The sequence below is a fragment of the Sphingomonas sp. genome (assembly GCF_039595165.1).
Classification (GTDB): domain Bacteria; phylum Pseudomonadota; class Alphaproteobacteria; order Sphingomonadales; family Sphingomonadaceae; genus Sphingomonas.
In genome coordinates, this window is the sequence record NZ_JBCNMA010000045.1 from 1 (window position 1) to 24064 (window position 24064).

The following is a 24064-nucleotide window of genomic DNA, read 5'->3' on the forward strand; positions in this document are numbered from 1 at the left end:
CACGTCGTTGCGGAAGCGCGCGGACGCCTCGTCATAGACCGCGGTGTCGCCCCACACATAGCGCCCCTCCAGCAGCGCGGTGCGGATCGTGACGTCGTTCTTGGCCTCGCGCACCATCTCGTCGAGCGAGCGCGAACTGTGGCCCACCTTCAGCCCCATGTCCCATAGCGAGTAGAGCATCGATTCGATGACCTGCTCGCTCCAGCTGGTCTGCTTCCACGGCGTGATGAAGGCGATGTCGACATCGCTGAACGGCGCCATCTCGCCGCGGCCGTAGCCGCCGACCGCGACCAGCGCCATGCGCTCGGCGGCGCTCGGGTTGCTGTTGGGGTAGAGCCGCGTGACGGTGAAGTCCCACAGCACGCGCAGCAGCTGGTCCATCAGGAACGCGCCGCTCGCCGCGCTCTCGTGCCCGCGCGCGGGATGCTCGGCCAGGCGGTTCGCGATCTCGGCGCGGCCCGCCTCCAGCGCGGTCTTGAGCCGCAGCGCCGCGGCCTGGCGCAGCCGCATCGTGTCGCGCGCGTCGAGCGCCGCCAGCTCGTCCGCCAGCGCCCGGCGATCGACGATCGCGCGGCGGTTGGGAACGGAATCGAAGCGCGCGGACATGGAAGGGCAGATAGGGGAAGGGAGGGGCGGGCGCTACCTCCCAATCCTCCCCCGCCAGGGGGAGGTGTCGCCGCAGGCGACGGAGGGGGAGGATACGGGCCGCTCGCCGTCCGCCCCCTCCGTCATGCTTCGCATGCCACCTCCCCCTGGCGGGGGAGGATCTGGTTTGGCCTCAATCCGCCTTCCGCGCCACGCCGACCAGCGCCGGGCGCAGCAGCCGGTCCTTGATCATATAGCCCGACTGGATCTCCTGCACGATCGTGCCCGGCTCGGCGTCGGCGCTCGGCACTTCCATCATCGCCTGGTGGCGATTGGGGTCGAGTGCCTCGCCCAGCGCCGACACCTTGGAGATGCCGTGCCGCGCGAACACGCTGTCGAGCTCGCGCCCGGTGGCTTCGAGGCCGGCGACGAGCCCCTTCATCTTCTCGTCCCCGCGCAGCTCCTCGGGGATCGCCGACAGCGCGCGCGCGAGGTTGTCGGCGACCGACAGGATGTCGCGGGCGAAGCTGGTCGCGGCATAGGCGCGCGCGTCCTCGGCTTCCTTCTGCGCGCGGCGCAGCAGGTTCTGCGCCTCGGCGCGGGCATAGAGCGTGGCGCTCTGCGCCTCCTCCAGCTGCGCCTCGAGCTGGGCGACGCGGTCCTGGTCGGCCACTTCGGGGGCCTGTTCGGCGGTTTCCTGGCGCAGATCCTCGGTCGCCTGGGTCTTGTCTTCTTCGGTCATAGTCCCTGTTTTTCTTGATGTTTCAGGTCAGCAATCTGGAATTCTTGTATTTTACGCCAGCAACCTGGCCAGGGTCGCGGCGGTGAAATCCACCATGGGCACGACGCGGGCATAGTTCAACCGTGTCGGTCCGATCACGCCCACCACGCCGACCACGCGCCCGTCCAGCGACCGCACCGGTTTGGCGATCACCGACGAGCCCGACAGCGCGAACAACTTGTTCTCGGAACCGATGAAGATCCGCGTCGCCTCGCCCTCGCGCGCGCTGTCGAGCAGCCGGGCGATCTCCTCCTTGCCCTCGAGCTCGTCGAGCAGCTGGCTCACCCGGTCGAGGTCGGCGGCGGCCGCCGCGTCGAGCAGCCGCGCCTGCCCGCGCACGATCAGCACCGGCCGGTCGCCGCCGTCCTGCGACCAGACCGCGAGCCCGCGCTCGACCAGCGCCCGCGCGGCATCGTCGAGCGCCGCGCGCTCGGCGCGCAGCTCGCGCTCGATCTTGGCCCGCGCCTCGCTCAGGGTCAGCCCGCCGAGCGTCGCGGTGAGATAGTTGGCCGCCTGCTCCAGCGCCGCGGCGGGCATGCCCGAGGGCAGCTCGACCACGCGATTCTCGACCGATCCGTCCTCGCCCACCAGCACAGCGAGCGCGCGGTCCTGCCCCAGCGGCACGAAGCCGAACTGGCGCAGCACGCGCTCCGCCTTGGGCACCAGCACCATGCCGGCGCAGGCCGAAAGGCCCGACAGCGCCGCCGTCGTGCTCGCCACCGCCTCCTCGACGGGCCCACCACCGCCCGCCCGCGCCTCGATCGCCGCGCGCTCCTCGGCCGAGGGTTCGGACGCGCGCATCATCCCGTCGACGAACAGCCGCAGGCCCAGCTCGGTCGGCATCCGTCCCGCGCTGGTATGCGGCGCCGCGAGCAGCCCGAATTCCTCCAGGTCCTGCATCACGTTGCGGATCGAGGCGGGCGAGAGGTTGAGCCCCGCGACGCGCGAGATCGTCCGCGATCCCACCGGCTGCCCCGCCTCCAGATACGATTCCACCACCACGCGAAAAATGTCGCGCGCGCGATCGGTCAGCTCGGTGATCGGCGGGGTGGTCACAGTTAGGTCATGTAGCGTTGTTGGGAATGGTCTCAAGCGCTGGCTTCATACGGCAATCCCCGTGCTCCTGCGAAAGCAGGAGCCTGGAGTCACAGGCGAGCCTCGGGTGGCCCTGGCCCCCTGCTTTCGCAGGGGAACAAATCACGGCCGCGCCCCGATCAGCGGCGCCAGCGCGGGGATCAGGTCGGGCGCGTTGCCGATCGCATCCGCCATCGCCTGGTTCGCCTCGCGGTCGCAGCCGAAATAATAATGGAGCGTGGTGGTCTCGCCAGCACGCCAGCTCACCTCGGCGCTCGGCATGTCGGTTGCCGCCTGCTCGCACCCCGGCTCGCCATGCGCATAGCGCCGCGTCGTTCCGCGCGCCGGCCGGTACGGCGCCAGCGCCGCCGCGAACGCGTCATATTGCGCTGCCGTCAGCTCGAAGCTGCGCTCGCCGACGACCGCGGTGAAGTTCCTGCCGGTGAAGCGCCCGCGCCCGTCCGGGCTCACGGTGAAGCTGTACACCGGGCATCTGCCGAAGCACGGCCCGGCCTCGTAGGTGATCGCCTCGCCCCGCACCGGCGCCGGTGCGGGTGCCGCCCCCGGCGATGCGCCGCCGCGTTCGGGGATGATCCCGCGGCATCCCGCCACCGCCAGCCCAAGCAGCATCACCGCAACCAATCGCCGCATCGCCTACTCCCGATGGATCGGCGCAAAGACTGGCGCGTTCCGCTCGCGCCGTCTAGGTGCCTGCGCCAGACAGCCACAGGAGAATCCTTCATGCGCCCCAGCGGCCGCGCCCCCGACCAGATGCGCGCGATCTCGATCGAGCCCAACTTCACCATCCATGCCGAGGGTTCGGTGCTGATCGCGTTCGGCAACACCAAGGTACTGGTCACCGCCAGCGTCGAGGAGCGCATCCCGCCGTTCCTGCGCGGCAAGGGGCAGGGCTGGGTCACCGCCGAATACGGCATGCTCCCGCGCGCGACTCACACCCGCGGCAACCGCGAGGCGGCGAAGGGCAAGCAGTCGGGCCGCACCCAGGAGATCCAGCGCCTGATCGGCCGCTCGCTGCGCGCCGTCACCGATCTCGCCGCGCTCGGCGAGCGCCAGATCACGCTCGATTGCGACGTGATCCAGGCCGATGGCGGCACCCGCACCGCGGCGATCTCGGGTGCCTGGGTGGCGCTGCGCCTCGCGGTCGACAAATTGCTTCAGTCGGGCGCGCTCGAGCGCGATCCGATCCTGACGCAGGTCGCGGCCGTGTCGTGCGGCATCTACCAGGGCACCCCGGTGCTCGATCTCGACTATGACGAGGACAGCGCGGCCGACGCCGACGCCAATTTCGTCCTGCTCGCCGACGGCAAGATCGCCGAGGCGCAGGCGACGGCCGAGGGCGCCTGCTACGACGAGGAGGGGCTGCTGCGCCTGCTTCGCCTCGCGCGCATCGGCTGCAACGATATCTTCGCCGCGCAGCTCAAGGCGGTCGGCCGGTGAGCGGCGAGGGCGACGCGCCGCAGGCGATCCGCAAGCTCGCCCCGGGCAAGCTCGTCATCGCCAGCCATAACGAGGGCAAGGTGCGCGAGATCCGCGCGCTGCTCGCCCCCTATGGCATGGAGCCGGTCAGCGCTGGCTCGCTCGGTCTGCCCGAGCCCGACGAGACCGGCACCACCTTCGTCGCCAATGCGGAGCTCAAGGCGATGCAGGCCGCCGACCTCTCGGGCCTGCCCGCGCTCGCCGACGATTCGGGCCTGTGTGTCGAGGCGCTGGGCGGCGAGCCCGGCATCTTCTCGGCGCGCTGGGCCGGCCCGTCCAAGGACTTCAATCTCGCGATGGAGCTGGTCGAGAAGAACATCGCCGACCGGGGGCCCAACCAGCCGCGCGACGCGCATTTCGTCTGCGCGCTCGCGCTCGCCTGGCCCGATGGTCATGTCGAATGGTTCGAGGGGCGAGTCGACGGCACGCTGGTCTGGCCGCCGCGCGGCGGCAACGGCTTCGGCTACGACCCGATGTTCCTGCCCAACGGCCATGCCCAGACCTTCGGCGAGATGGACCCGGACGCCAAGCACGCGATGAGCCATCGCGCCGACGCCTTCCGCCAGCTCGTCGCGGCGGTGTTCTGATCGCCGGCGCGGGCGCCTGGCGGTCGCGTCAACGCTCGACCGGGTTCAGCCTCGGCCCGTCCTCGAGCTTCGCCGCATAGCGCGCGGCGAACTCGCGATGGATCTTGCCGATCATCGGGTCGGCCGCCGCCTCGGCGCGCGCCAGGCTCTCGCGCCGGCGCCGTTGCAGATAGGTTTGTTCGGGAGACTGGGTCATCTGAAAGCTCCGTTGGCAAGCGGCAGCTTTCCAGTTGCTGTCAGTCGGCGCCGCGCTCGGAAACCCCGTTAGCGCCAATAGGTGTAGTATAGACGGACCGACGTGCCATTGACAGCGGAATCACATTGATCCTCATCAAGTATCGGCGCCGGACTGTCGATCGACACGATTCATCGTCTTTCTACGGCCGCCGCTATAACACCTGTTACGTCATTCATCGATCTCATGCCGCTTCCAGCGTGCGCTCCGCCGCGAGAAAATCGGTCAGCCGGTCGGCATTCGGCTCGATCCCGTTCTTCTGCAGGATCACGCCGATATTGCCGCGATGATAGGTGCCGTGCATCGCGACGTGCAGCAGCATGTCGCCGCGCGACATGCGCCCGGGCGCGCCGTTCGAATAGGTGAAGTCGATGGTCTCGTCCCGTCCCGCCGGCCCCAGCACATCCGCATAGGAGACATACCAGTCGGCGGTGACGATCGCCTTGCGCGCCAGCGTCTCGAACTCGGGCAGCTCGAACGAGCGCGGCGCGCGGCGGCCATGCGGGCGGCCCTCCAGATTGTCGGCGAAGATCTCGTCGACCGTCTGGATATGGTCGAGCAGCCGCCGGATCAGCATCAGGTCGGGGTCGGGGATGCGGTTCAGGCTGGCCGCGACCGCCTCGGTCAGGCCGTTGGTCGCCCAGCGTTTGTAGCGCATCAGCGTGTCGTACGGATAGGCCGGCATCGTCTTCCTCTCTGCTCCCGATTGCGTGCCGAAAATTTGCGAGCTATCGCTCACATTGTCTACTCGCATTGCCGTTTCGAGGTGCCGATGGCCCGCCCGATCCCGATGAACCCGCGGAAAATCGCGTCGCAGCGGCGCTCGCAGGCGACGGTCGAGGCGCTGCTCGACGCCACTGCTCGCATTCTCGTGCGCGAGGGGTACGACCGCGCCAGCACCAACCGCATCGCGGCGGTGGCGGGGGTCAGCGTCGGCTCGCTCTACCAGTATTTCCCCAACAAGGAATCGATCGTCGCGGCGCTGATCGCGCGGCACACGCGCGCGATGCTCGATCTGCTCAAGGACGCGATGTCGGCGGTGGCCGCGCTCGATCTTGAATCGGCGATGCGCGAGCTGGTCGCGGCGATGGTCGACGCGCACCGCGTCGACCCCGCGCTGCACCGCATCCTCGACGAGCAGATCCCGCGCATGGGCCGGCTCGACGAGATCGAGGCGATCAACCGCGAGGTGTTCGCCCTCGTCCGCGCCTATCTCGAAGAACGCCGCGGCGAGATCGCGGCGATCGACCTCGACACCGCGACCTTCATCTGCGTCACCGCGGTCGAGACGCTGACTCACGAGGCGGTGCTGCGCCACCCCGACATGATCGAGCCCGCCGGGCTGGTCGAGGAAGTCACCCGGCTGGTGGTCGGCTATCTGCGGCCGGTGGGCGTATCGGCTGGGGAAGACATCAAGTCCTCCCCCGGAGGGGGACCAGCGAAGCTGGTGGAGGGGTAGTCTCCACGGGCGCCGCCGCTTGCCGAAACTACCCCTCCGTCGCCGCTACGCGGCGCCACCTCCCCCTCCGGGGGAGGAATGGGTTAAATGTCGATACGGCTCGACCCTGTCGGTTCAAATTGACCGGCATAGTTCCCCTGCGAAAGCAGGGGCCCAGAGTCACAGGCGATGCGCTCCGGCTCCTGGGCTCCCGCTTTCGCAGGGGAACGGCTCAGGTCGGCCGGATCGACCCCGAGTCTCAGCCGCCCGCGCCACTCACGGCAGCGCCTTCCGCCCCCACACATTCCCGGCGGGCGAATAGCGGCACACCAGATAATCGTCGCGCCGGTTGCTCGCGAGCGCGCAGCCGACTCGCGTCGTGCCCGACCACACGATCTGGCTGTAATGCCCCGCATCGACGAAGCGCCCGGTGCGGCTGACATTGGGGATCGGCGCGTTCACGAAATGCCGCCGCTCCTCGATCCAGTGCCGCGCCATCTCCTCGTAGCGATAGGCGCCGCGCGTCCCGGTCCAGAGATTCTCGCCTTGCGCCGCGGGGCCGTTCGGCTGCTTCGAATGCTCGAACGCCCCGCGCCGCGCGAGCTCCTTGGCATAGTCCTCCGCGTCCTCGGCCAGCCGCTCGTCCCATGCCAGCGGCGGCATCCGCACCGCCGCGCGCGCTTCGTTGTGCAGCTCCAGCATCGTCGCGCGCAGCCGCTCCTCGCCGCGCGGCGCATCCGCCTCGGACCGGCGCGGCTCGATGATGCGCTCTGGCACGCGATCGGGCGCCTCCTGCGCGGGCGAGCAGGCGGCGAGCAGGAGCAAGGGCAGCAACAGCATCTTTCGCAAGCCTCCCGACAAGCGCATAGCGCCGCGCAGATGAACGCTTCCCGACCCTCGGATGCCCAACCGCTCGCGCTCTACGTCCACTGGCCGTTCTGCGTGTCCAAATGCCCCTATTGCGACTTCAACAGCCATGTCCGCGACGTGGTGGACCAGGATGCGTGGCGCAAGGCGCTGCTCGCCGATCTCGCGCATGAGGCGGCGTTGCTGCCCGGGCGGCGGCTCGGCTCGATCTTCTTCGGCGGCGGCACGCCCTCGCTGATGCCGCCCGCGACGGTCGCCGCGGTGATAGAGGCCGCGACCACGGCCTGGGCGCCGGCCGGCGACCTCGAAATCACCCTCGAAGCCAACCCCTCCTCGGTCGAGGCGGCGCGCTTCGCCGACCTCGCCGCCGCCGGGGTCAACCGCGTCTCGCTCGGCCTTCAGGCGCTCGACGACGAAGCCCTGAAATTCCTCGGCCGCGCGCACGGCGTCGACGAGGGGCTTGCCGCGCTCGCCACCGCGCAGCGCCATTTCGGCCGGGTCAGCTTCGACCTGATCTACGCCCGCCCCGGCCAGGGCGTCGCCGCATGGCAGGCCGAGCTCGCCCGCGCGCTGACCTTCGGCACCGAGCATCTCTCGCTCTACCAGCTCACGATCGAGCCCGGCACGCGCTTCGCCACGCTCGCGGCGAAGGGCGAGCTGGCGATCCCGGGCGAGGACGAAGCCGCCGACTTGTGGGACGTCACCCAGTCGCTCGCGACCGCCGCCGGCCTGCCGCGCTACGAGGTCTCGAACCACGCCCGTCCGGGCGCGGAGAGCCGCCACAACCTCGCCTACTGGCGCTATACCGATTATGCCGGGATCGGCCCCGGCGCGCATGGCCGCCGCGGCGGACTCGCGACCTTGCGCCACAAGAAGCCCGAGAACTGGCTGGCGGCGGTGACCCGTAACGGGAGCGGGCTGCAGGAAGAGACCCCGCTCTCCGGCACCGAAGCGGCGATGGAGCGGCTCGTCATGGGCCTGCGCCTGACCGAGGGCGTGGACTTGCGCGACATTCCGGAGGGCGCCTTGGACATGGCGAAGGTCGCGAATGCCAACTTCGACCGCTACTTGTTCCACTCCGGCAACCGCCTGGCCGTGACCGATGCCGGCATGCCGGTGCTCGAAGCCCTGCTCCGCGAGATCGTCCGCGGCTAGGCGCGGGGACTCAAGTCACTGCAAGCACAGCGAAAATTCCCCACGCTTGCAATGTTGGAACTGGTTTGCTCGCATGATTGGGCCGGCACGCCGGCCCGCTCTTTGACAGTCTGCGAAAGTGGACAATTCCACACTCGCGAAAAAAAAATGCGTGCCGAAAATTCTACTTTCCGCCGAACCCCTGCGGCGCCGGGGACACCGTCACGGTCGTGCCGCCGCGGATCTCCTGGACCTCCAGCGCGCGCTCGGCGATGCCGTCGCGGCCGAAGCGGAACGCGCCGTCGAGCCCCGCGAACCCGTCGCGATCGCCCAGCCGCGCCGCCGGGAAATTGTCCCCCGGCCGCCAGTCGCGCGCGATGCGCACCGTCAGCAGCACCGAATCATAGCCCAGCGTCGAGAGCCGGTAGGGCGCCGCGCCGAACCGCGCGCGGTATTTGGTGGCGTATTGGCGGTAATAGGTGTCGGAGACGCTCGCGAACCACGCGCCGTTGAGCGCGGTGATGCCGCCGACGCCCGAATCGCTGTTCCACAGCTCGGTGCCGAGCACGCGCGCGGTGGGGCGGCTGCGGCGGATGCCGGGCACCGCGGTGACCGCGCCGCTCGCGCTGTCGGCGATCAGCACCGCCTGGAAGGGTGAGCGCGCGAGCCGCGCGATCGCCTGGTTCACCGCGCCGCGATTATAGGTCTCGAGCGCCGTGACCTTGCCGCCCGCGCCCTCGACCGCGCGCAGGAACGCGGTCGAGGCGCGCTCGCCATAGAGGCCGGTCGGCATCAGCCCGGCGAACTCGGTGACGCCGCTGCGGCGGGCGTGGTCGACCACGCGCTCGATCGACTGGGCGGGGGAATAGCCCATCAGATAGGTGCCGTTGCCGGCAACGCTGGTGTCGTTGGAGAAGCTCAGCACTGGCACCCCCGCGCGGCGCGCGATCGGCGCGACGGCGCGGGCGTCTTCTGCCAATAAAGGCCCTAGAATCAGCTTGTTACCGTCGGCGATTGCGCGCTGCGCGGCCGCCGCGGCACCGGTCGAGGTGTCGTAGCTGGTGATGCGGACGTCCGCGGCCTTGGTGTCGAGGATCGCGAGCTGAGTCGCGTTGGCCAGGCTGCGGCCGACCCCGGCATTGGTGCCCGACAGCGGCACCAGCAGCGCGACGCGGTGACGCGCGGTGTCCTCCTCGGGCAGGCCCGGGCGGACCGGGCCCGGAGCAGGACGCACCGGCGCCGGCTCGGGACGAGTCGGGGCAGGGGGCGGGCCGGACGGACGGACGCAGGCCGAGACGGCGAGGGCCCCCGCGATGACCAGACCCCGGAGCAGCGAGGCGAAGCCCCGTTGCGGTTTCACTGCTGCCTCTGCCATGACGCTCCCCAATGACATCTACGCTTGCCCCCGGCCTCTACATCGTCGCCACGCCGATCGGCAATCTCGGCGACCTTTCCCCGCGTGCGGCTGAAATACTCCTGAACGCCGATATTGTTGCGGTCGAAGACTCGCGTGTGACGGCCGGGCTGTTCCGCCACCTCGGCGCCAGGCGCCCGATGACCCCCTATCACGACCATAATGCCGAGGCGGTGCGGCCCGGGCTGGTGGCGCGGATGGCCTCGGAGGCGGTGGCGCTGGTGTCGGACGCGGGCACCCCGCTGATCTCCGACCCCGGCTTCAAGCTGGTGCGCGACGCCCGCGCCGCGGGGCATTCAGTCACAACGATTCCAGGGCCTTGCGCGGGAATCGCCGCGCTGACCCTGGCCGGTCTCCCCACCGACCGCTTCCTGTTCATGGGCTTCCTCCCATCGAAGCGGCAGGCGCGCGCCGAGGCGATCGCCGAGGTCGCGGCGATCCGCGCGACCCTGGTCTTCTACGAATCGGGCCCGCGGCTCTCCGCCGCTCTCACCGCGCTGGCCGAAGGGCTGGGCGACCGCGAGGCGGCGGTGGCGCGCGAGATCACCAAGAAGTTCGAGGAATGCGTCACGGGTTCGCTGACCGAACTCGCCGCACGCTATGCCGACGCCCCGCCCAAGGGCGAGATCGTCGTGGTCGTCGCCCCGCCCGGCGAGGCCCCGCCCGCCAGCGCCGAGGACGCCGACGCCGCGCTCGCCGAGGCGCTGACCCGGCTTCCCGTATCGAAGGCGGCGGGCGAGGTGGCGAAGCGCTTCGGTCTCGACCGCAAGGCGCTCTACGCCCGCGCGATGGAGCTGAAGGGATGAGAGACCGCCGCGTCGCCGAGCAGTCCGGGCGCGACGGCGAGTCTCGCGCGGCCTGGTACCTCAGGTTGCGTGGCTGGCGCATCCTCGACCGCCGCGTGCGCACCCCGGCGGGTGAGGTCGACCTCGTGGCGAAACGCGGCAAGCTGATCGCGTTCGTCGAGGTCAAGACGCGCAAATCCGCCGCGGAGCTCGACTTCGCGATCGACGAGCGCCGGCTCGCCCGCGTCGCCGCAGCGGCGGAATATCTGATGCCGCGCTACGCCACCAACGGCGAGGATATCCGGGTCGACGTCCTCCTGCTCGCCCCCGGCGTGCGCCCGCGCTACATCGAGAATGCCTGGATCGGATGACATTCCGGCCGCGCGTCCCTACCTGCTCGCGAAACCAATGGAGGAACGCTTGGCTCTCACCGTCGCCGTCCAGATGGACCCGCTCGATGCGATCAACATCGCGGGCGATTCGACCTTCGCGCTGATGCTCTCGGCGCAGGCGCGCGGGCACCGGCTGTTCCACTATGCGCCCGAAGCGCTGAACTATGCCGACGGCCGCGTCTGGACCACCGCGCATCCGGTGACCGTGCAGCGCGTCGCGGGCAGCCATTTCAGCTTCGGCGACCCGGTGAAGCTCGATCTCGGCGACGAGGCCGACGTCGTCCTGATGCGCCAGGACCCGCCGTTCGACCTCGGCTACATCACCGCCACGCACCTGCTCGAGCGGATCGCCGACCGCACCCTCGTCGTCAACGATCCCGCCAGTGTGCGCAACGCGCCCGAGAAGGTGTGGGTGCTCGATTTCGCGCGCTTCATGCCGCCGACGCTGGTCACCCGCAGCCTCGACGAGGCCAAGGCGTTCCTGGCGAAGCACGGCGCGATCGTGGTCAAGCCGCTCCACGGCAATGGCGGCAAGGCGATCTTCAAGATCGACGCCGACGGCGCCAACCTCTCCTCGCTGATCGAGGTGTTCAACACCGCCTATCGCGAGCCGCACATGATCCAGGCCTTCCTCCCCGACGTCGCCAAGGGCGACAAGCGCATCGTGCTGGTCGACGGCGAGGTCGCGGGCGCGGTCAACCGCGTGCCGGGCGAGGGCGAGATCCGCTCCAACCTCGCGGTCGGCGGGGTCGCGGCCAAGACCGAGCTGACCGCGAAGGAGCGGGAAATCTGCGCCGCGCTCGGGCCCGAGCTCAAGGCGCGCGGCCTGATCTTCGTCGGCATCGACGTGATCGGCGGCGAGTGGCTGACCGAGATCAACGTGACCTCGCCCACCGGCATCGTCGCGATCGACAAGTTCAACGGCACCGACACCGCCGGCATGATCTGGGACGCGATCGAGGCACGGGTGGCCCAAAGAACGGCGGCGCGCGGCTGAGCCTTTCGCCGCCTCGCGGGTTCATCCTCGTCCATGACCGAGTTCATCCTCAACCTGATCGCGTGGGGCGGTTACATCGGGATCTTCATCCTGATGACGCTCGAGAACGTCTTCCCGCCGATCCCGTCGGAGGTGATCATGGGGTTCGGCGGCATGGCGGTGGCGCGGGGCGACATGGCGATGGCCCCGCTGCTGATCTGGGGCACGCTCGGCACGACCTTGGGGAACCTGTTCTGGTACGGCGTCGGGCGCTGGATCGGAATCGGACGGCTCAAGCCCTTCGTCGAGCGCCATGGCCGCTGGCTGACGCTGCGCTGGGAGGATGTCGAGGGTCTCGATCGCTTCTTCCGGAGGCATGGCCTGTGGGTGGTGTTCGTGTTCCGCTTCATGCCGACCTTCCGCACGATGATCTCGCTCCCCGCGGGAATGGCCAAGATGGGGCTGCCGCGCTTCCTGCTCGCGACCTTCACGGGCAGCGCGATCTGGAACGCGATCCTGGCCTATGCGGGCCTGCTGCTGGGCTCGCGGTTCGAGCAGCTGCAGGACTATGTCGGCCCGCTGGCGATCGGCTTCACCGTGGTGGCGCTGGCTTATTATCTCTGGCGCGTCGTCACCTGGAAGGAACGCCCTAACCCCTGAAGCTGTCCTTGGCCGCGCGGCGCTCGGCCAGCTGTGCGACGCTCTCCGCGCGCATGAAGGGATTGGTCGCGCGCTCGAGCGCGATCGTCGTCGGCACCGTCGGCAGTCCCTGCGCGCGCATGCGGTCGACTTCGGCCATCCGCTCGGTCAGCGCTTCATTGTCGGGTTCGACGACGAGGGCGTAGCGGCCGTTCGACTGGGTATATTCATGCGCGCAATAGACCGCGGTGTCGCCGGGCAGTTCGGCCAGCCGCCGCATGTTGCCGAACATCTGCTCGGCGGTACCCTCGAACAGCCGTCCGCAGCCCATCGCGAACAGCGTGTCGCCGACGAACACGATCTGCGCGTCGGGCAGATGATAGGCGATGTGACCCGCGGTATGCGCGGGCACCTCGAGCACCGTCGCCGCATAAGCGCCGAGCATCACGGTGTCGCCCTCGGCGACGAGCCGGTCGGCGGTGGGGATTCGCGCCGCCTCGGCGGCGGGCGCGATCACGCTGCAGCCGGTCGCTTCCTTGATCGCCGCGTTGCCGCCGGTGTGATCGGGGTGCCAGTGGGTGTTCCAGATCGCATCGATCGTCCATCCGCGCGCCTCGGCGGCGGCGAGCACCGGCGCGGCCTCGGCGGGATCGACCACGATCGTCGCGCCCGAGGCTTCGTCATGCGCGAGCCAGACATAATTGTCGCTGAGCGCGGGGATGCGGACGACCTCGATCATGGCGTCTCTCCTAGCAATTCGCAGGTCTCGCGCGCCAGTCGCTCGGTCAGCGCCTGCGCGCCTTCGGGCGGTTGGGCGGATAACTTACGGCCCAGCGCCGCTGCCTGTCCCGCCCACATCGGCGAATAGTCGCCCCGGCCGTCGGCTTCGGCGACGCGGCGCAGCTCGGCCAGCGCTGCCGACGCGTAGGGGAAACGCGGCGCGTCGGGATGCACCGGACCGATCGCCTCGATCAGCTTGTTGCGCACGCCCCGGGCAAGACCGCCGGAGAAGAGGTTTGTAATCACCGTTTCTTCGCCCAGCGCTGCACGATGCGCCGTGGATATCGTCGCCTCGGCCGTATGCAGATACGCTGTGCCGAGCTGGACTGCTCCGGCACCGAGTTGCAATGCCGCGGCGATCCCTGCCGCGTCGCCAATGCCTCCGGCGGCAATCACCGGAACGAAAATGACGTCCGCATCCAGCGTGATTTCGCGCGTGAGCGCCATCGTGCCAACCGGACGGTGCCCCGCCAGGAAGTGGCCGGCATGGCCTCCCGCCTCGAATCCCTGGGCGATGACCATATCGACCTTGCCAGCCAGCCATTCACCTTCGGCGAAGCTGGTCGCGTTGCCGACGGTCACCGCGCCGGTGCGCCGAACGCGTTCCAGCAGCGCCGGTTCTGGCAGGCCGAAATGGAAGCTCACCAGCTCCGGTCGCACTTCCTCGACCACCGCGCACATCGACTCGTCGAATGGCGCTCGCAGCGGGGGCGGCGCCCCGGGCGCACTGATGCCTTCCTTCTCGTAGAAGGGCGCCAGCACCGCGCGCCATGCGCCGTCATCCGGCGGGTCGCCCAGCATATGGCAGAAGAAGTTGAGGTTCAGCGGCCCCTCTGCCTGCGCCCGCACTTCGGCCGCCTGCGCGCGCACCTGATCGGACGTCAGCATCGCGCAAGGCAGCGAACCGACCGCGCCGCCGCGGATCGCCGCGGCCGCGAGCGCTACGCCGCCAGCGCCGGCCATCGGCGCCTGGATGATCGGCACGCGCGCGCCGGTCAGCGACAGGAACTTCCGTACGGGCCAACCGGAGAGGATGCCCGCCATGTCAGCTCACCAGCTGCCCGTATTCGGCATCGACGCCCATGGCTCGGCGGGCTCGAGATGGCCGTCCTGAAGCAGCTCGACCGAGATGCCGTCGGGGGTGCGCACGAACGCCATATGACCGTCGCGCGGCGGGCGGTTGATCGTGACGCCCGCGTCCATCAGCCGCTGGCAGGTCTCGTAGATATTGTCGACGCGATAGGCGAGGTGCCCGAAATTGCGCCCGCCGGCATATGTCTCGGGCGCGCTGCCGTCCTCGGGCGGCCAGTTGTAGGTCAGTTCCACCTCCGCCCGGGCGCGCTCGCCATCGGCTTCGATATCCTCGGGAGCGGCGAGGAAGATCAGCGTGAAGCGGCCCTTCTCGCTCTCCATCCGCCGCACTTCTTTGAGGCCCATTAGCTCGAAGAAACGGACCGTCGCGTCAGGATCGGCGACGCGAATCATCGTGTGGAGATATTTCATGGAGCCCTCTTCTTCGGTTCGGCCCCCAGATAGGACGGAACCCGCGAGAGTCTATTCCGCGGCGCCGAATTGTTTGAGCGCGGCGCGCGCGGCGATCGCCTGTTCGGTGCCCGGGGCGAGCTGCGCCGCCTTTTCCCACGCGGCCTTCGCGCCGGCCTCGTCGCGGCTCATCGCGGCGATGTTGCCGGCCTCGAGCTGGACCGAGGCATCGTCGGCGGCGCGAGCCAGCGCTTCCCTGATGTGGCGCTGGGCGAGCGGCAGGTCGCCGGTGCGGCGCGCGAGCGTGGCCGAGAGCAGCCACGCCATCGGATCGTCCGGCGCCTTGAGAACAGCCTGGTCGAGATCGGCGCGCGCGCCGCCGAGGTCGCCCGAGGCGACGACCGCCCGCGCACGATCGAGATGCGCCTCGCCGAGCTCGAGACCGGCGAGGTTGCCCGTCGCCAGCGCCGCGTCGAGCGCGGCGCGCGCCTTCGCCGGATCGGCCGCGGCGAGCCAGGCATTGCCCGCCTGGGCCCAGTATTTCGAGGCGCGGACGTCGCGCGCGACTTCGGCCTCGCGCGCCGCCGCCTCGAACGCGCCGCTCGCGCTGATCCAGCGGCGCTGGCTGGCATAGGCCATGCCGAGGCATTGCTGCGCCAGGAAGCCGCCCTCCGCGAGCTTCCAGCGCTCGGCTTCGGCGACGCCGCGCGCCGGGTCGCCGACCGCGAGCTCGACACAATCCTCCCAGCGTTGCTGCGCCGGTGCGGGCGGGCCGGTGACGGGCGCCGGCGCGGGAGCGGGCGCGGCGATCTGGGCGAGCAGGAAGAACATCATGGCGTTGTGCGAATATCCGAGCCCAGGACATCTTCAAGCGTGCGCAGGATCAGGGCGATGTCCTGCGGGCGCGACAAACGGTGGTCGCCGTCCTTGACCAGCATCGTCTGCACATCGTCTGAACGCAGCAGGCCGGCCAGCTTGAGGCTGTGCTCCCACGGTACGTCGGGATCGCGCTGGCCATGGATCAGCCGGGTGGGAACCGAAAGCTCGATCGGGCCGTGCATCAGCCGGTTGGCCTCGCCCGCTTCCCAGAAACCGCGCGTGGTGACGGTCGGCTGGGGCGAATAGATCGAGGGCTCCTCCAGCCGACCCTCGTTGCGCAGCGTCATCTTCTGCTCGGGTGTGAAGCCCCAGTCGGTGAAGTCGGGCGCGGCGGCGATCCCGACGAGTCCTTCGACGCGCTCGGGGCGAGCCAGCGCCGCCAGCAGCATGATCCAGCCGCCCATCGACGAGCCGACCAGCACGACCGGCCCTTCCACCAGGTCGATCATCGCCAGCGCGTCGTCGCGCCAGCTCGCCAGCGTCTGATCCTCGAACGCGCCCCCGCTCGCGCCGCAGCCGGCATAGTCGAAGCGCAGGCAGGCGCGCCGCGCGGCGCGCGCCCAGTCGGCGATCGCGACGGCTTTGCTCCCGCTCATGTCCGAGGCGTAGCCGGGCAGGAAGACGATGGTCGGGCCGGCGCCCGGCAGATGATGATAGGCGAGGGCGATCCCGTCGCGGTCGATACGCTGCATGCGCGACTCATAGGCGCGAATGCGGCGGGATTGAACCGTGACGGACCGAATCGCGCGCGGTAGGGTCTGCGGATGGACGAGCGCCCGCTGCCCCTGTTGTTCGCCGATCATCTCGCGCGCGACCGGCGCCGGTCGGCGCACACCGTCCGCGCCTATGAAGCCACCGCAGTGCGGCTGGTGGCGTTTCTCGGCGAGCATTGGGGCGAGGCGGTGACCCGCGCGGCGCTGGGCAAGACGAGCACTGCCGACCTGCGTGCCTATCTCGCGCATCGCCGGGGCGACGGGCTCACCAATATCTCCGCCGCGCGCGAACTCTCGGCGGTTCGCGCCTTCCTCAAATTCGCGAATGGTGAAGAGGGAGCAGACCTCCCGCACCTGCGCGGCCCCCGCGTCAAGAAGGGCGTGCCGCGCCCGATCGCCCCTGACGAGGCAATAGCGCTGGTCGAGGAAGTCGCCGACGACGCGCGCGAGCCGTGGATCGCGGCCCGCGACCTCGCCGTGCTGCTGCTGCTCTACGGCGCGGGCCTTCGCATCGGCGAGGCGATGGGGCTGACTGGCGCGGTCCTGCCGCTCGGCGAGACGCTGCGCGTCACCGGCAAGCGCGACAAGACCCGGATCGTGCCGCTGCTCCCGCAGGTGCGGGAGGCGGTGGAGGATTATGTCCGGCGCTGCCCCTATGGCACAGCGCCCGGCGAAGCACTGTTCCGCGGTGCGCGCGGCGGCCCGCTCTCACCGGCGATCATCCGCCGCTCGGTGCGCGCAGCGCGCGCACGGCTCGGCCTTCCGCCACGCACGACGCCGCATGCGCTGCGCCACAGCTTCGCGACGCATCTGCTCGGTCGCGGCGCCGATCTTCGTGCCTTGCAGGAGCTGCTCGGCCATGCGAGTCTCAGCTCGACGCAGATCTACACGGCGGTGGACGCGGCGCATTTGCTCGACGTCTATCGCAACGCTCACCCCCGGGCGTGACGTGCGGATCATCCGGGAACCTTCGCGGGACCCGGCGATTGCGCCATTCGTTCAATAGGGTTCGGTCTGTAACAGGAGGTTTCGAATGATCCGATATGGCTGCGCGATCGTCGCGCTGGCGCTTGCGACTGCGGGCTGCGGCGGCACCACCACCCCCGCCGCGAACAGCGGCGAGCCCGCCAACACCACGCTGCCGATCGAGAACGAGGCCCTCCCGATCGAGAATGGCGCGGAGGGCGCCGAAACCGCCACCGCCTCGCTGCAGAAGGCCGACGGCACTCCGGCGGGCAGTGCGATCGCGACGGTGACGCCCGAAGGGCTGAGCGTCGCCGTCTCGGTGACCGGTATCACGGCTGGGGACCATGGCGTTCACGTCCACATGACCGGCAAGTGCGAAGGCCCCAAGTTCGAGACTGCGGGCAGCCACTGGAACCCGAACAGCACCAAGCACGGCCTCGAGAATCCCGATGGCGCGCACGCCGGCGACATGCCCAACCTGACCGTCGCCGACGACGGTACGGGCACGCTCACCTTCGTGCTCAAGTCGGGTACGATGGCGCAGCTGCTCGACGCCGACGGTTCGGCGTTCGTCGTGCATGCGGGTCCGGACGACCAGAAGACCGATCCGTCGGGCAACAGCGGCGACCGCGTCGCCTGCGGCGTGTTCGCGGCGGGTTGACTACGCTACGAGCCGGTCAGCGGATATCGCGCGACCGGCTCGTAGCTGGCACCGCTCGTGCCGAGGCGGCTTTCGTAGAGAGTCATCGCCTCCACCACGAACGGCGCGCTCGCCAGGGCGGCATGGTCGGCAAGCCAGCGGTCGACCGGCCCCGCCGAACCCGGCAAGCGCGCGAGCGTGATGTGCGGCAGATAGGCGCGTCGCTCGGGCTCGAGGCCGGCGCGCACGATCGCCTGGTCGACCTTGCGGTGCAGCGCGGCGAGCGGTTCGCGTGGGGTGACCCCCGCCCACAGCGCATTTGGCCGCCCGCGGCTGTCGAACATCCCGCAGCCGGCGAGGCGCAGCTCGAGCGGCGCATGGCGCACCGATCCCAGCGCTGTCGCGACATCCTCGGCTTGGTGCATTCCCACCTCACCGACGAAGCGGAGCGTCAAATGAAGCTGGTCGTCATCCTGCCAGCGCGCGCCGGGCACGCCACCGATCAGGCCGAGCAGGCGCTCGCGGATCGCCCGGGGCGGGCGCAGCGCAACGAACAGGCGATGCATGGCGCCCCCCTTAACCGTTTATGTCCCGCCGCGCGATGCCGGTTTTCCTTGAAAAGGGGGTATCAAACCCTGATATTCGACGGCATCCGGCGAGATGCGCCGGGCAAAGGAGTTTGAGATGGCTAACTGGTCTGACCCCCGGACGACCGCCGCACCGTACGCGACGGCCGCAGGTACGCGCGATGTCGCGTACGATGCGGGGCTGCGGTCCTACATGCTTTCGGTCTACAACTACATGGCCTCGGGCGTTCTGCTCAGCGGCGTCGTCGCCCTGCTCTTCGCATGGGGCGGCGAGACGTCGATGGCCTATTCGGTGTTCGCCAATGGCGGCCCGCTCGCCTGGCTGATCATCCTCTCGCCGCTGGCGATCGTGTTCGCGATGAGCTTCGGCCAGAACCGGATGTCCACCGGCACGCTGCAGGCGCTGTTCTGGGGCTTCGCGGTCCTGATGGGCCTGTCGCTCTCGACGCTGCTGCTGCGCTACACCGGCACCTCGGTCGCGCAGGCGTTCTTCGCGACCGCAGCGGGCTTTGCGGGTCTTAGCCTCTACGGCTATACTACGAAGCGCGACCTGTCGGGCATGGGCAGCTTCCTGATCGTCGGCCTGATCGGCCTGATCGTGGCGAGCATCATCAACATCTTCACCCAGTCGGGCACGCTGTCGCTGATCATCAGCTTCGCGGGCGTGCTGATCTTCGCCGGTCTCACCGCCTATGACACGCAGCGTATCAAGAGCATGTACGCCTATGTCGCGGGCACCGACATGGTGGGCAAGGTCGTGATCATGAGCGCGCTGTCGCTCTACCTCGACTTCATCAACATGTTCCAGTTCCTCCTGAGCATCGTCGGCACCTCGCGCGACTGATCGCTTCGGAATCCGGAAACGGGAGGGCCCGGCCAGCGATGGCCGGGCCCTTTTCGTTGCGCCTGCGCAAAGGAACCGCGGCTTTCGCCCGCGCGTTTTTCCTGCCGACACACCGGAGTTGGACCATGAATGACGACGACAAGCAAAGCGTGAAACCCGGCGATGCCGGCACCGACAGCTCGATCGAGGAACGGCTGGAGAAAAATCCCGAGAGCAAGCAGGCGCGGCTCGACCGCGCACTCGACGAATCGATGGATGCCTCCGATCCGCCCGCGACGACTCAGCCGGTGCATTCGCACCAGCCGGCGCCCTCCTCCGGCTATGACGAGGAGAAGGAGCGCAAACTCGCCGAAGAGCGCCGCCAGAAGGCCGAAAGCGAGTAAGCCGCGCTTGCCCGTCCGGCGGGGGGTCCGGTAGGAGGCTGCCATGCTTCATCGGATCGCCCGCCTCGCCGTGCTGCTGCTCGTCGCGCTCGCCGCCGTCCCCGCCCAGGCGCGCGTCACGGTCACCTTCTGGTCCTATGAGAATGGCGGGGACTTCCCGCATGCTTTCTTCACCCTCCACGGCACGCCCGATCGCGGCGGCAAGCCCGTCCAGGGCGCCTGGGGCTTCACTCCCAAGTCGGTGACCCCGGCGATGCTGCTCGGCACGGTGGGCGGGAAAATCGACTATACGACGAAGAAATATGTCGCGCGCAGCATCGCGCATTTCTCGGCGCCGGTCAGCGACGCGCAATATGATTCGCTGCTCCGGCTAGTCGGCGAATGGGGCGAGAAGGGCAACAACAGCTACAACATCAACCGCCGCAACTGCGTGCACTTCGTCGCCGAGGCGATGCGCCGGTCCGGGCTGCGCGTGGTCGAGGACAAGAGGCTGATCAAGAAGCCACGCAGCTTCACCCGCTCGATCGCGGCGCTCAATGCGGGCCGCGTCGCCGTGATCGACAAGCCGGCGGCGCCCTATCTCGCGGCGAACCCCGGCCTTGCCGGGGTCGGCAGCTAACGCTTGAGCACGTCGATCGCGGCGGCGGTCATCGCTTCGGCTGCGGTGCCGATCACCTTCTCCGCGTCGGGCGCCCATTTCGAGCTGTGCAGCGAGGGCAGGCCCTTGCCCCCTGCCGCCTGCGCCGCGTCCCATTTGTCCTGCGGCACCCCGCCGACCCAGTAGATCACGCTTTGGATCGAGGGATCGGCGATGTGGTAGCGGCCGAAATCCTCGCCGGCCATGGTCGGCGGGATGTCGCGCACGCGCTCGGCGCCGAAGCGCGCGGTGAACAGCGTCTTGAGCTCGCCGGCGAAGGCGTCGGTACTGACCGTCGGGGGCGTGAAGGGCTCGCGCACCTTCACCACCGGAAGCTGGTCGTCGGCAAGGCCTGCGGCGATCGCCTCGCCCCGGGTAATGCGGGCGATGCCGTCGAGCAGCTGCTTGCGCACCTCGGGCGTATAGGCGCGGACGGTCAGCAGCAGCAGCGCCTGCTCGGGGATGATGTTGTGCCGCGTGCCGCCCTGGAAGCTGCCGACGGTGACTACCGCGGCCTCCTGCGGATCGACCTCGCGGCTGACCAATGTCTGCAGGGCCGAGACGATCCGGCTGCCGAGCACGATCGGATCCCTGGTCGTCGCGGGATAAGCGCCGTGCCCGCCGACGCCCTTGACCAGGATATCGACCGAATCGACGCTGGCGAAGGTCGGGCCGGCGCGGATGCCGATCGTGCCCGCGGGCAGCGCGGCGCTGTTGTGGAAGGCGATCGCGTGGCTCGGCTTGCCGAAGCGCACGTAGAGCCCGTCCTCGAGCATCGCGAGGGCGCCCATGCTGCTCTCCTCGGCGGGCTGGGCGACCATCACGACGGTGCCTTTCCACTGGCTCTTCATCGCCGCGAGGTTGCGCAAAGTGCCGACCCAGGCGGTCATGTGCGTGTCGTGCGCGCAGGCATGCATGATGCCGGTCTCGACCCCCTCGGGCGTCTTGCCGCGCACCTTCGACGCGAAGGGCAGGCCGGTCTCCTCGGTCACCGGCAGCCCGTCCATGTCGGTACGGATCAGCAGCGTCGGACCCTCGCCGTTCTTGAGCACGGCGACGACGCCGGTGCCGCCGACCTTCTCGGTCACGGCATAGCCCGCCTTGCGCGCCTCGGCCGCCATCTTCGCCGCGGTCTTCACTTCCTGCTGGCTCACCTCCGGGTTCGCGTGGAGGTCGCGATAGAGCGCCATCAGCGACGGCAGCTCCTTCGTCGTCGCGTCGCGGATCGGATCGGCGGCGGCGGGAAGCGCAAGGGCAAGGCCGCTCGCCGCGGCGATGAGGAAATGCTTCATGGGGTTCAGCCTATGGATGATGCGTGGGGGTGCAATGTCCAAGCCTGAGATCAGGCCGGGACCAACTCGATCACATCGAGCTGCGATTCGAACGTGGGCCACGGCAGCACCAGCCGCCAGCGCGTGGTGCCGACGCGCTCTATGTAACCGGCCAGATCGCGCTTGACGTCCTGGCCATAGTCGAGCGGGATGGTTTCGTCGCCGAGCTCGAGCGCGCCAAGGAAGATCACCCGCGCGTCCGTCTCCGCATAGATCTTGCCGAACGGACGCTGCGACCCGTCGAGCTTGACCAGATTCGGCATCTCCCCCTCACGCCCGATGCGGCAGCTGAACCAGGGATAGGCGGTGAAGTCGCGCATCCCTTCGCGCTGGCCGCCGAGCTTGAAGGTGCGGCATTTATAGTCGCCCGCCGGCGGCATCGCGCGGCCGAGCGCCTGGTCGGGTTCGAACAGCGCGCCCTCCGCTGCGATCGCGGCGGCGTCCGCGGCGCGCGCCTTGGGCAGCGCCTCGACCCAAGCGTTGCGCCAGTTGCGCAGGCGCTCGCGGTCCTGATCGGTGGTGATCATCCGCCAGCGCGTCTCGGGCGCTTCCTTGACGAGCTGAAGGTCGCCGTTCTTGGAGCAGGCGGCGAGGGCGAATGCGAGCAGGGCGGCTGCGGCGATGCGCATCTCAGGCCGCCGTCCAGCCGCCGTCCATCGCATAGTTCGCGCCGGTGATTGCGCTCGCTTCATCGCGACAGAGGAAAATCGCGAGCGCGGCGATCTGTTCCGGCTGGACGAACTGCTTGGTCGGCTGCGCGGCGAGCAGCACGTCGTTCATCACCTGCTCGCGCGTCATGTTGCGCGCCTTCATCGTGTCGGGGATCTGGTTCTCGACCAGCGGCGTCCAGACATAGCCGGGCGAGATGCAGTTGACCGTCACGCCGTCGGTCGCGGTCTCCAGCGCGATCGTCTTGGTCAGGCCGGCGATGCCGTGCTTGGCGGCGACATAGGCCGATTTATTGGGGCTCGCGACCAGGCTGTGCGCCGAGGCGGTGTTGATGATCCGGCCCCATTTCGCCGCTTTCATATGCGGCACCGCGGCGCGCATCATGTGCCACGCGCTGGACAGGTTGATCGCGATGATCGCGTCCCATTTCTCGACCGGAAAGTCCTCGATCGCCGCGACATGCTGGATGCCCGCATTGTTGACGATGATGTCGGGCCCGCCGAGCTCGGCATGGCAGCGCTCGACCATCGCGTAGATCGCGTCGGGCTTGGACATGTCGGCGCCGTCGTAGAGCGCCTTGGCGCCGGCCGCCGCCTCCAGCGCCGCGCGCTCGGTCTCGATCGCCGCGGCGTCGCCGAAGCCATTGATCATCACGCTCGCGCCCTCGGCGGCTAACGCCTTGGCGATGGCGAGTCCGATGCCCGAGGTCGAGCCGGTGACGATCGCGGATTTGCCCTTGAGGAACATGTGGACTCCTTAGCTTCTGGCGAGGTCGTAGGCGGCGGTATGGCCGTCGATGATGTTGCTGGCGACGAGGCGCGCATTCTCCATCGTGCGCTCGGTGTCGATGCGCCCGGCATCCCAATGCTCGCGCATCGAGCGTGCCGAGAATTCGAAGTCGCGGCTGCCGCCTTCCCAGGCGTTGGCGCGATAGATCAGGTGGACGAGGCTCACCGGCTTCTCGTCCGCGACGGCACGCAGCGCAGCGACGTCGGGGTCGTCACGCAACTCGGGCGGCAGCTTGGCCAGCACCTTGCGGATCGCCTCGCGCTCCTGGCGCAGCCGCATCCGCTCCGCCGAGACCTGGCGCGTGCGGCTCGAGAAGCGGATCTCCTTCTCGCGCGCCATCACGTCGGTGATCGTGCGCGGCATCACCGCGGCGGAGGAGAAGAGGTCGACCTGGAACACCAGCATCGGGCAGCTCTGGTGATCGAGCACATGGGTCAGCGGCGTGTTCGAGACGAGCCCGCCGTCCCAATAATATTTGCCGTCGATCTCGATCGGCGGCAGCCCCGGTGGCAGCGCGCCCGAGGCCATGATGTGACGCGCGTCGATCCGCTCCTGAGTCGTGTCGAAATAGCGGAAATTGCCACTTTCGATCTCGACCGCGCCGACCGACAGCCGCACAGGGCCGTCGTTGAGCAAGTCCCAGTCGATCAATGCGTCGAGCGTCGTCTTGAGCGGGGTGCTGTCGTAGAAGCTCAGCGCCGAGCAGCTTCCCGGCGTGGCGAGCATCGGCGGGAACAGATGCGGGCGGAAGAAGCCGGGCACGCCCTGCGCAAGCACCATCGCCGCCGACCATTCGTGTACCGCCTCGCGCACCTCGTCCTGCGGGAAGATCGGGAAGCTCGGCAGCGCGCTGGTGACCGCCTGCCAGAAGGCGGTGAGCCGTTCGACCCGGCGCTCGGGTGGGTTGCCCGCGACGATCGCGGCGTTGACCGCGCCGATTGAGATGCCCGCGACCCAGTC

Annotated in this window: 31 protein-coding genes; 13 read left to right on the forward strand and 18 right to left on the reverse strand. The window is 69.2% G+C overall.

The genetic code is table 11. The features are described from left to right. The 4 genes from ABDV68_RS09805 to ABDV68_RS09820 form a co-directional block, all read right to left on the reverse strand. A partial coding sequence (locus tag ABDV68_RS09805) for a nucleotidyltransferase domain-containing protein (RefSeq protein WP_343519693.1) occupies window positions 1–606 on the reverse strand: 606 nt, incomplete at its 3' end. Between the two features lie 172 nt (window positions 607–778). Further along, a complete protein-coding gene (gene grpE, locus ABDV68_RS09810) occupies window positions 779–1327 on the reverse strand; it encodes a nucleotide exchange factor GrpE (protein ID WP_343519695.1) in 549 nt (182 codons plus the stop codon). 51 nt (window positions 1328–1378) lie between these two features. After that, complete coding sequence (gene hrcA / locus ABDV68_RS09815; protein WP_343519696.1) at window positions 1379–2422, reverse strand: heat-inducible transcriptional repressor HrcA; 1044 nt, start codon at window positions 2420–2422, stop codon at window positions 1379–1381. A gap of 141 nt (window positions 2423–2563) precedes the next feature. Further along, a complete protein-coding gene (locus ABDV68_RS09820; RefSeq protein WP_343519698.1) occupies window positions 2564–3091 on the reverse strand; it encodes a DUF6438 domain-containing protein in 528 nt (175 codons plus the stop codon). A gap of 90 nt (window positions 3092–3181) precedes the next feature. On the opposite strand from ABDV68_RS09820, the gene rph reads away from it, so the two are divergent. Next, window positions 3182–3898: a ribonuclease PH gene (rph, locus tag ABDV68_RS09825; protein ID WP_343519699.1), complete on the forward strand. Its 717-nt coding sequence runs from the start codon at window positions 3182–3184 to the stop codon at window positions 3896–3898. Next, window positions 3895–4524, forward strand: coding sequence for an RdgB/HAM1 family non-canonical purine NTP pyrophosphatase (gene rdgB, locus ABDV68_RS09830; protein ID WP_343519700.1), 630 nt, complete (start codon window positions 3895–3897; stop codon window positions 4522–4524). Before rph ends, rdgB begins: the two co-directional genes overlap by 4 nt. A 28-nt stretch (window positions 4525–4552) precedes the next feature. On the opposite strand, the gene ABDV68_RS09835 is transcribed toward rdgB, so the two are convergent. Then, window positions 4553–4720, reverse strand: a complete 168-nt coding sequence (locus ABDV68_RS09835) for a hypothetical protein (protein ID WP_343519701.1) — start codon at window positions 4718–4720, stop codon at window positions 4553–4555. A 223-nt stretch (window positions 4721–4943) separates the two neighbouring features. Next, the gene (locus ABDV68_RS09840; protein WP_343519702.1) at window positions 4944–5444 is read right to left on the reverse strand and encodes a DinB family protein; all 501 of its coding nucleotides are present in this window, start codon (window positions 5442–5444) and stop codon (window positions 4944–4946) included. 87 nt (window positions 5445–5531) lie between these two features. On the opposite strand from ABDV68_RS09840, the gene ABDV68_RS09845 reads away from it, so the two are divergent. Continuing rightward, entirely contained in the window at window positions 5532–6218 is a 687-nt protein-coding gene (locus ABDV68_RS09845; RefSeq protein WP_343519703.1) for a TetR/AcrR family transcriptional regulator, read from the forward strand. A 255-nt stretch (window positions 6219–6473) separates the two neighbouring features. Here ABDV68_RS09845 and ABDV68_RS09850 read toward each other — a convergent pair whose 3' ends face one another. Continuing rightward, window positions 6474–7037: a CAP domain-containing protein gene (locus ABDV68_RS09850; RefSeq protein WP_343519704.1), complete on the reverse strand. Its 564-nt coding sequence runs from the start codon at window positions 7035–7037 to the stop codon at window positions 6474–6476. Window positions 7038–7076: 39 nt separating this feature from the next. On the opposite strand from ABDV68_RS09850, the gene hemW reads away from it, so the two are divergent. Next, the gene (gene hemW, locus ABDV68_RS09855) at window positions 7077–8219 is read left to right on the forward strand and encodes a radical SAM family heme chaperone HemW (protein ID WP_343519705.1); all 1143 of its coding nucleotides are present in this window, start codon (window positions 7077–7079) and stop codon (window positions 8217–8219) included. A gap of 163 nt (window positions 8220–8382) precedes the next feature. Here hemW and ABDV68_RS09860 read toward each other — a convergent pair whose 3' ends face one another. Then, window positions 8383–9573: a penicillin-binding protein activator gene (locus ABDV68_RS09860; RefSeq protein WP_343519706.1), complete on the reverse strand. Its 1191-nt coding sequence runs from the start codon at window positions 9571–9573 to the stop codon at window positions 8383–8385. Window positions 9574–9584: 11 nt separating this feature from the next. Here ABDV68_RS09860 and rsmI point away from each other — a divergent pair, with 11 nt between their 5' ends. From rsmI to ABDV68_RS09880, 4 genes are read left to right on the forward strand one after another with little or no spacing between them, the layout of a single operon-like run. Continuing rightward, window positions 9585–10418 (forward strand): 16S rRNA (cytidine(1402)-2'-O)-methyltransferase, encoded by an 834-nt coding sequence (rsmI, locus tag ABDV68_RS09865; RefSeq protein WP_343519707.1) that lies wholly within the window; start codon window positions 9585–9587, stop codon window positions 10416–10418. Further along, window positions 10415–10768: a YraN family protein gene (locus tag ABDV68_RS09870; protein WP_343519708.1), complete on the forward strand. Its 354-nt coding sequence runs from the start codon at window positions 10415–10417 to the stop codon at window positions 10766–10768. Before rsmI ends, ABDV68_RS09870 begins: the two co-directional genes overlap by 4 nt. A gap of 49 nt (window positions 10769–10817) precedes the next feature. After that, complete coding sequence (gene gshB / locus ABDV68_RS09875) at window positions 10818–11786, forward strand: glutathione synthase (protein WP_343519709.1); 969 nt, start codon at window positions 10818–10820, stop codon at window positions 11784–11786. Between the two features lie 33 nt (window positions 11787–11819). After that, window positions 11820–12425 carry a DedA family protein gene (locus ABDV68_RS09880; RefSeq protein WP_343519710.1) on the forward strand — a complete coding sequence of 202 codons (606 nt, stop codon included), beginning with the start codon at window positions 11820–11822 and terminating at the stop codon, window positions 12423–12425. On the opposite strand, the gene gloB is transcribed toward ABDV68_RS09880, so the two are convergent. The 5 genes from gloB to ABDV68_RS09905 are packed head-to-tail and all read right to left on the reverse strand — an operon-like array spanning window position 12415 to window position 16237. Next, on the reverse strand, window positions 12415–13143 hold the full coding sequence (gloB, locus tag ABDV68_RS09885) for a hydroxyacylglutathione hydrolase (protein WP_343519711.1): 729 nt from the start codon (window positions 13141–13143) through the stop codon (window positions 12415–12417). The genes ABDV68_RS09880 and gloB overlap by 11 nt on opposite strands. Beyond that, window positions 13140–14228, reverse strand: a complete 1089-nt coding sequence (locus ABDV68_RS09890) for a nitronate monooxygenase (RefSeq protein WP_343519713.1) — start codon at window positions 14226–14228, stop codon at window positions 13140–13142. The genes gloB and ABDV68_RS09890 overlap by 4 nt, the downstream gene beginning before the upstream one ends. A gap of 6 nt (window positions 14229–14234) precedes the next feature. Continuing rightward, a complete protein-coding gene (locus ABDV68_RS09895; RefSeq protein WP_343519714.1) occupies window positions 14235–14687 on the reverse strand; it encodes a VOC family protein in 453 nt (150 codons plus the stop codon). A 51-nt stretch (window positions 14688–14738) separates the two neighbouring features. Further along, window positions 14739–15500 (reverse strand): hypothetical protein, encoded by a 762-nt coding sequence (locus ABDV68_RS09900; RefSeq protein WP_343519715.1) that lies wholly within the window; start codon window positions 15498–15500, stop codon window positions 14739–14741. Beyond that, window positions 15497–16237: an alpha/beta hydrolase gene (locus ABDV68_RS09905; RefSeq protein ID WP_343519716.1), complete on the reverse strand. Its 741-nt coding sequence runs from the start codon at window positions 16235–16237 to the stop codon at window positions 15497–15499. Before ABDV68_RS09905 ends, ABDV68_RS09900 begins: the two co-directional genes overlap by 4 nt. Before the next feature lie 72 nt (window positions 16238–16309). Between ABDV68_RS09905 and ABDV68_RS09910 the strand changes: the two genes are divergently transcribed. Both ABDV68_RS09910 and ABDV68_RS09915 read left to right on the forward strand, forming a co-directional pair. After that, complete coding sequence (locus ABDV68_RS09910) at window positions 16310–17206, forward strand: tyrosine recombinase XerC (protein WP_343519718.1); 897 nt, start codon at window positions 16310–16312, stop codon at window positions 17204–17206. An 85-nt stretch (window positions 17207–17291) separates the two neighbouring features. Beyond that, window positions 17292–17885: a superoxide dismutase family protein gene (locus ABDV68_RS09915; RefSeq protein ID WP_343519719.1), complete on the forward strand. Its 594-nt coding sequence runs from the start codon at window positions 17292–17294 to the stop codon at window positions 17883–17885. A gap of 5 nt (window positions 17886–17890) precedes the next feature. On the opposite strand, the gene thpR is transcribed toward ABDV68_RS09915, so the two are convergent. Beyond that, the gene (gene thpR, locus ABDV68_RS09920; protein ID WP_343519720.1) at window positions 17891–18430 is read right to left on the reverse strand and encodes an RNA 2',3'-cyclic phosphodiesterase; all 540 of its coding nucleotides are present in this window, start codon (window positions 18428–18430) and stop codon (window positions 17891–17893) included. A gap of 118 nt (window positions 18431–18548) precedes the next feature. On the opposite strand from thpR, the gene ABDV68_RS09925 reads away from it, so the two are divergent. From ABDV68_RS09925 to ABDV68_RS09935, 3 genes are all read left to right on the forward strand, one after another. Then, window positions 18549–19295, forward strand: coding sequence for a Bax inhibitor-1/YccA family protein (locus ABDV68_RS09925; protein WP_343519721.1), 747 nt, complete (start codon window positions 18549–18551; stop codon window positions 19293–19295). A 125-nt stretch (window positions 19296–19420) separates the two neighbouring features. After that, window positions 19421–19678 carry a hypothetical protein gene (locus tag ABDV68_RS09930; RefSeq protein WP_343519722.1) on the forward strand — a complete coding sequence of 86 codons (258 nt, stop codon included), beginning with the start codon at window positions 19421–19423 and terminating at the stop codon, window positions 19676–19678. Window positions 19679–19721: 43 nt separating this feature from the next. Then, window positions 19722–20297 (forward strand): hypothetical protein, encoded by a 576-nt coding sequence (locus tag ABDV68_RS09935; RefSeq protein WP_343519724.1) that lies wholly within the window; start codon window positions 19722–19724, stop codon window positions 20295–20297. Here ABDV68_RS09935 and ABDV68_RS09940 read toward each other — a convergent pair. The 4 genes from ABDV68_RS09940 to ABDV68_RS09955 form a co-directional block, all read right to left on the reverse strand. Continuing rightward, window positions 20294–21607 carry an amidohydrolase gene (locus ABDV68_RS09940; protein ID WP_343519725.1) on the reverse strand — a complete coding sequence of 438 codons (1314 nt, stop codon included), beginning with the start codon at window positions 21605–21607 and terminating at the stop codon, window positions 20294–20296. The two genes, ABDV68_RS09935 and ABDV68_RS09940, sit on opposite strands and share 4 nt — an antisense overlap. A gap of 50 nt (window positions 21608–21657) precedes the next feature. After that, window positions 21658–22275 carry a DUF4893 domain-containing protein gene (locus tag ABDV68_RS09945; RefSeq protein ID WP_343519727.1) on the reverse strand — a complete coding sequence of 206 codons (618 nt, stop codon included), beginning with the start codon at window positions 22273–22275 and terminating at the stop codon, window positions 21658–21660. Window position 22276: 1 nt separating this feature from the next. Next, window positions 22277–23062, reverse strand: coding sequence for a 3-hydroxybutyrate dehydrogenase (locus tag ABDV68_RS09950; RefSeq protein ID WP_343519729.1), 786 nt, complete (start codon window positions 23060–23062; stop codon window positions 22277–22279). Between the two features lie 9 nt (window positions 23063–23071). Continuing rightward, window positions 23072–24064 (reverse strand): DUF3734 domain-containing protein (locus tag ABDV68_RS09955; RefSeq protein WP_343519730.1); only part of this gene is annotated, 993 nt, incomplete at its 5' end.

Coding starts and splice junctions, on each gene's coding strand:
- rsmI (WP_343519707.1), top strand. CDS start 9,585: ATGACATCTACGCTTGCCCCCGGCCTCTACATCGTCGCCACGCCGATC.
- gloB (WP_343519711.1), bottom strand. CDS start 13,143: ATGATCGAGGTCGTCCGCATCCCCGCGCTCAGCGACAATTATGTCTGG.
- ABDV68_RS09940 (WP_343519725.1), bottom strand. CDS start 21,607: ATGAAGCATTTCCTCATCGCCGCGGCGAGCGGCCTTGCCCTTGCGCTT.
- ABDV68_RS09845 (WP_343519703.1), top strand. CDS start 5,532: ATGGCCCGCCCGATCCCGATGAACCCGCGGAAAATCGCGTCGCAGCGG.
- ABDV68_RS09870 (WP_343519708.1), top strand. CDS start 10,415: ATGAGAGACCGCCGCGTCGCCGAGCAGTCCGGGCGCGACGGCGAGTCT.
- ABDV68_RS09840 (WP_343519702.1), bottom strand. CDS start 5,444: ATGCCGGCCTATCCGTACGACACGCTGATGCGCTACAAACGCTGGGCG.
- ABDV68_RS09860 (WP_343519706.1), bottom strand. CDS start 9,573: ATGGCAGAGGCAGCAGTGAAACCGCAACGGGGCTTCGCCTCGCTGCTC.
- ABDV68_RS09910 (WP_343519718.1), top strand. CDS start 16,310: ATGGACGAGCGCCCGCTGCCCCTGTTGTTCGCCGATCATCTCGCGCGC.
- ABDV68_RS09945 (WP_343519727.1), bottom strand. CDS start 22,275: ATGCGCATCGCCGCAGCCGCCCTGCTCGCATTCGCCCTCGCCGCCTGC.
- ABDV68_RS09905 (WP_343519716.1), bottom strand. CDS start 16,237: ATGCAGCGTATCGACCGCGACGGGATCGCCCTCGCCTATCATCATCTG.
- ABDV68_RS09895 (WP_343519714.1), bottom strand. CDS start 14,687: ATGAAATATCTCCACACGATGATTCGCGTCGCCGATCCTGACGCGACG.
- ABDV68_RS09925 (WP_343519721.1), top strand. CDS start 18,549: ATGGCTAACTGGTCTGACCCCCGGACGACCGCCGCACCGTACGCGACG.
- grpE (WP_343519695.1), bottom strand. CDS start 1,327: ATGACCGAAGAAGACAAGACCCAGGCGACCGAGGATCTGCGCCAGGAA.
- thpR (WP_343519720.1), bottom strand. CDS start 18,430: ATGCATCGCCTGTTCGTTGCGCTGCGCCCGCCCCGGGCGATCCGCGAG.
- ABDV68_RS09850 (WP_343519704.1), bottom strand. CDS start 7,037: ATGCTGTTGCTGCCCTTGCTCCTGCTCGCCGCCTGCTCGCCCGCGCAG.
- ABDV68_RS09950 (WP_343519729.1), bottom strand. CDS start 23,062: ATGTTCCTCAAGGGCAAATCCGCGATCGTCACCGGCTCGACCTCGGGC.
- ABDV68_RS09835 (WP_343519701.1), bottom strand. CDS start 4,720: ATGACCCAGTCTCCCGAACAAACCTATCTGCAACGGCGCCGGCGCGAG.
- rph (WP_343519699.1), top strand. CDS start 3,182: ATGCGCCCCAGCGGCCGCGCCCCCGACCAGATGCGCGCGATCTCGATC.
- ABDV68_RS09930 (WP_343519722.1), top strand. CDS start 19,421: ATGAATGACGACGACAAGCAAAGCGTGAAACCCGGCGATGCCGGCACC.
- ABDV68_RS09880 (WP_343519710.1), top strand. CDS start 11,820: ATGACCGAGTTCATCCTCAACCTGATCGCGTGGGGCGGTTACATCGGG.
- ABDV68_RS09915 (WP_343519719.1), top strand. CDS start 17,292: ATGATCCGATATGGCTGCGCGATCGTCGCGCTGGCGCTTGCGACTGCG.
- ABDV68_RS09890 (WP_343519713.1), bottom strand. CDS start 14,228: ATGGCGGGCATCCTCTCCGGTTGGCCCGTACGGAAGTTCCTGTCGCTG.
- ABDV68_RS09820 (WP_343519698.1), bottom strand. CDS start 3,091: ATGCGGCGATTGGTTGCGGTGATGCTGCTTGGGCTGGCGGTGGCGGGA.
- ABDV68_RS09900 (WP_343519715.1), bottom strand. CDS start 15,500: ATGATGTTCTTCCTGCTCGCCCAGATCGCCGCGCCCGCTCCCGCGCCG.
- ABDV68_RS09935 (WP_343519724.1), top strand. CDS start 19,722: ATGCTTCATCGGATCGCCCGCCTCGCCGTGCTGCTGCTCGTCGCGCTC.
- hemW (WP_343519705.1), top strand. CDS start 7,077: ATGAACGCTTCCCGACCCTCGGATGCCCAACCGCTCGCGCTCTACGTC.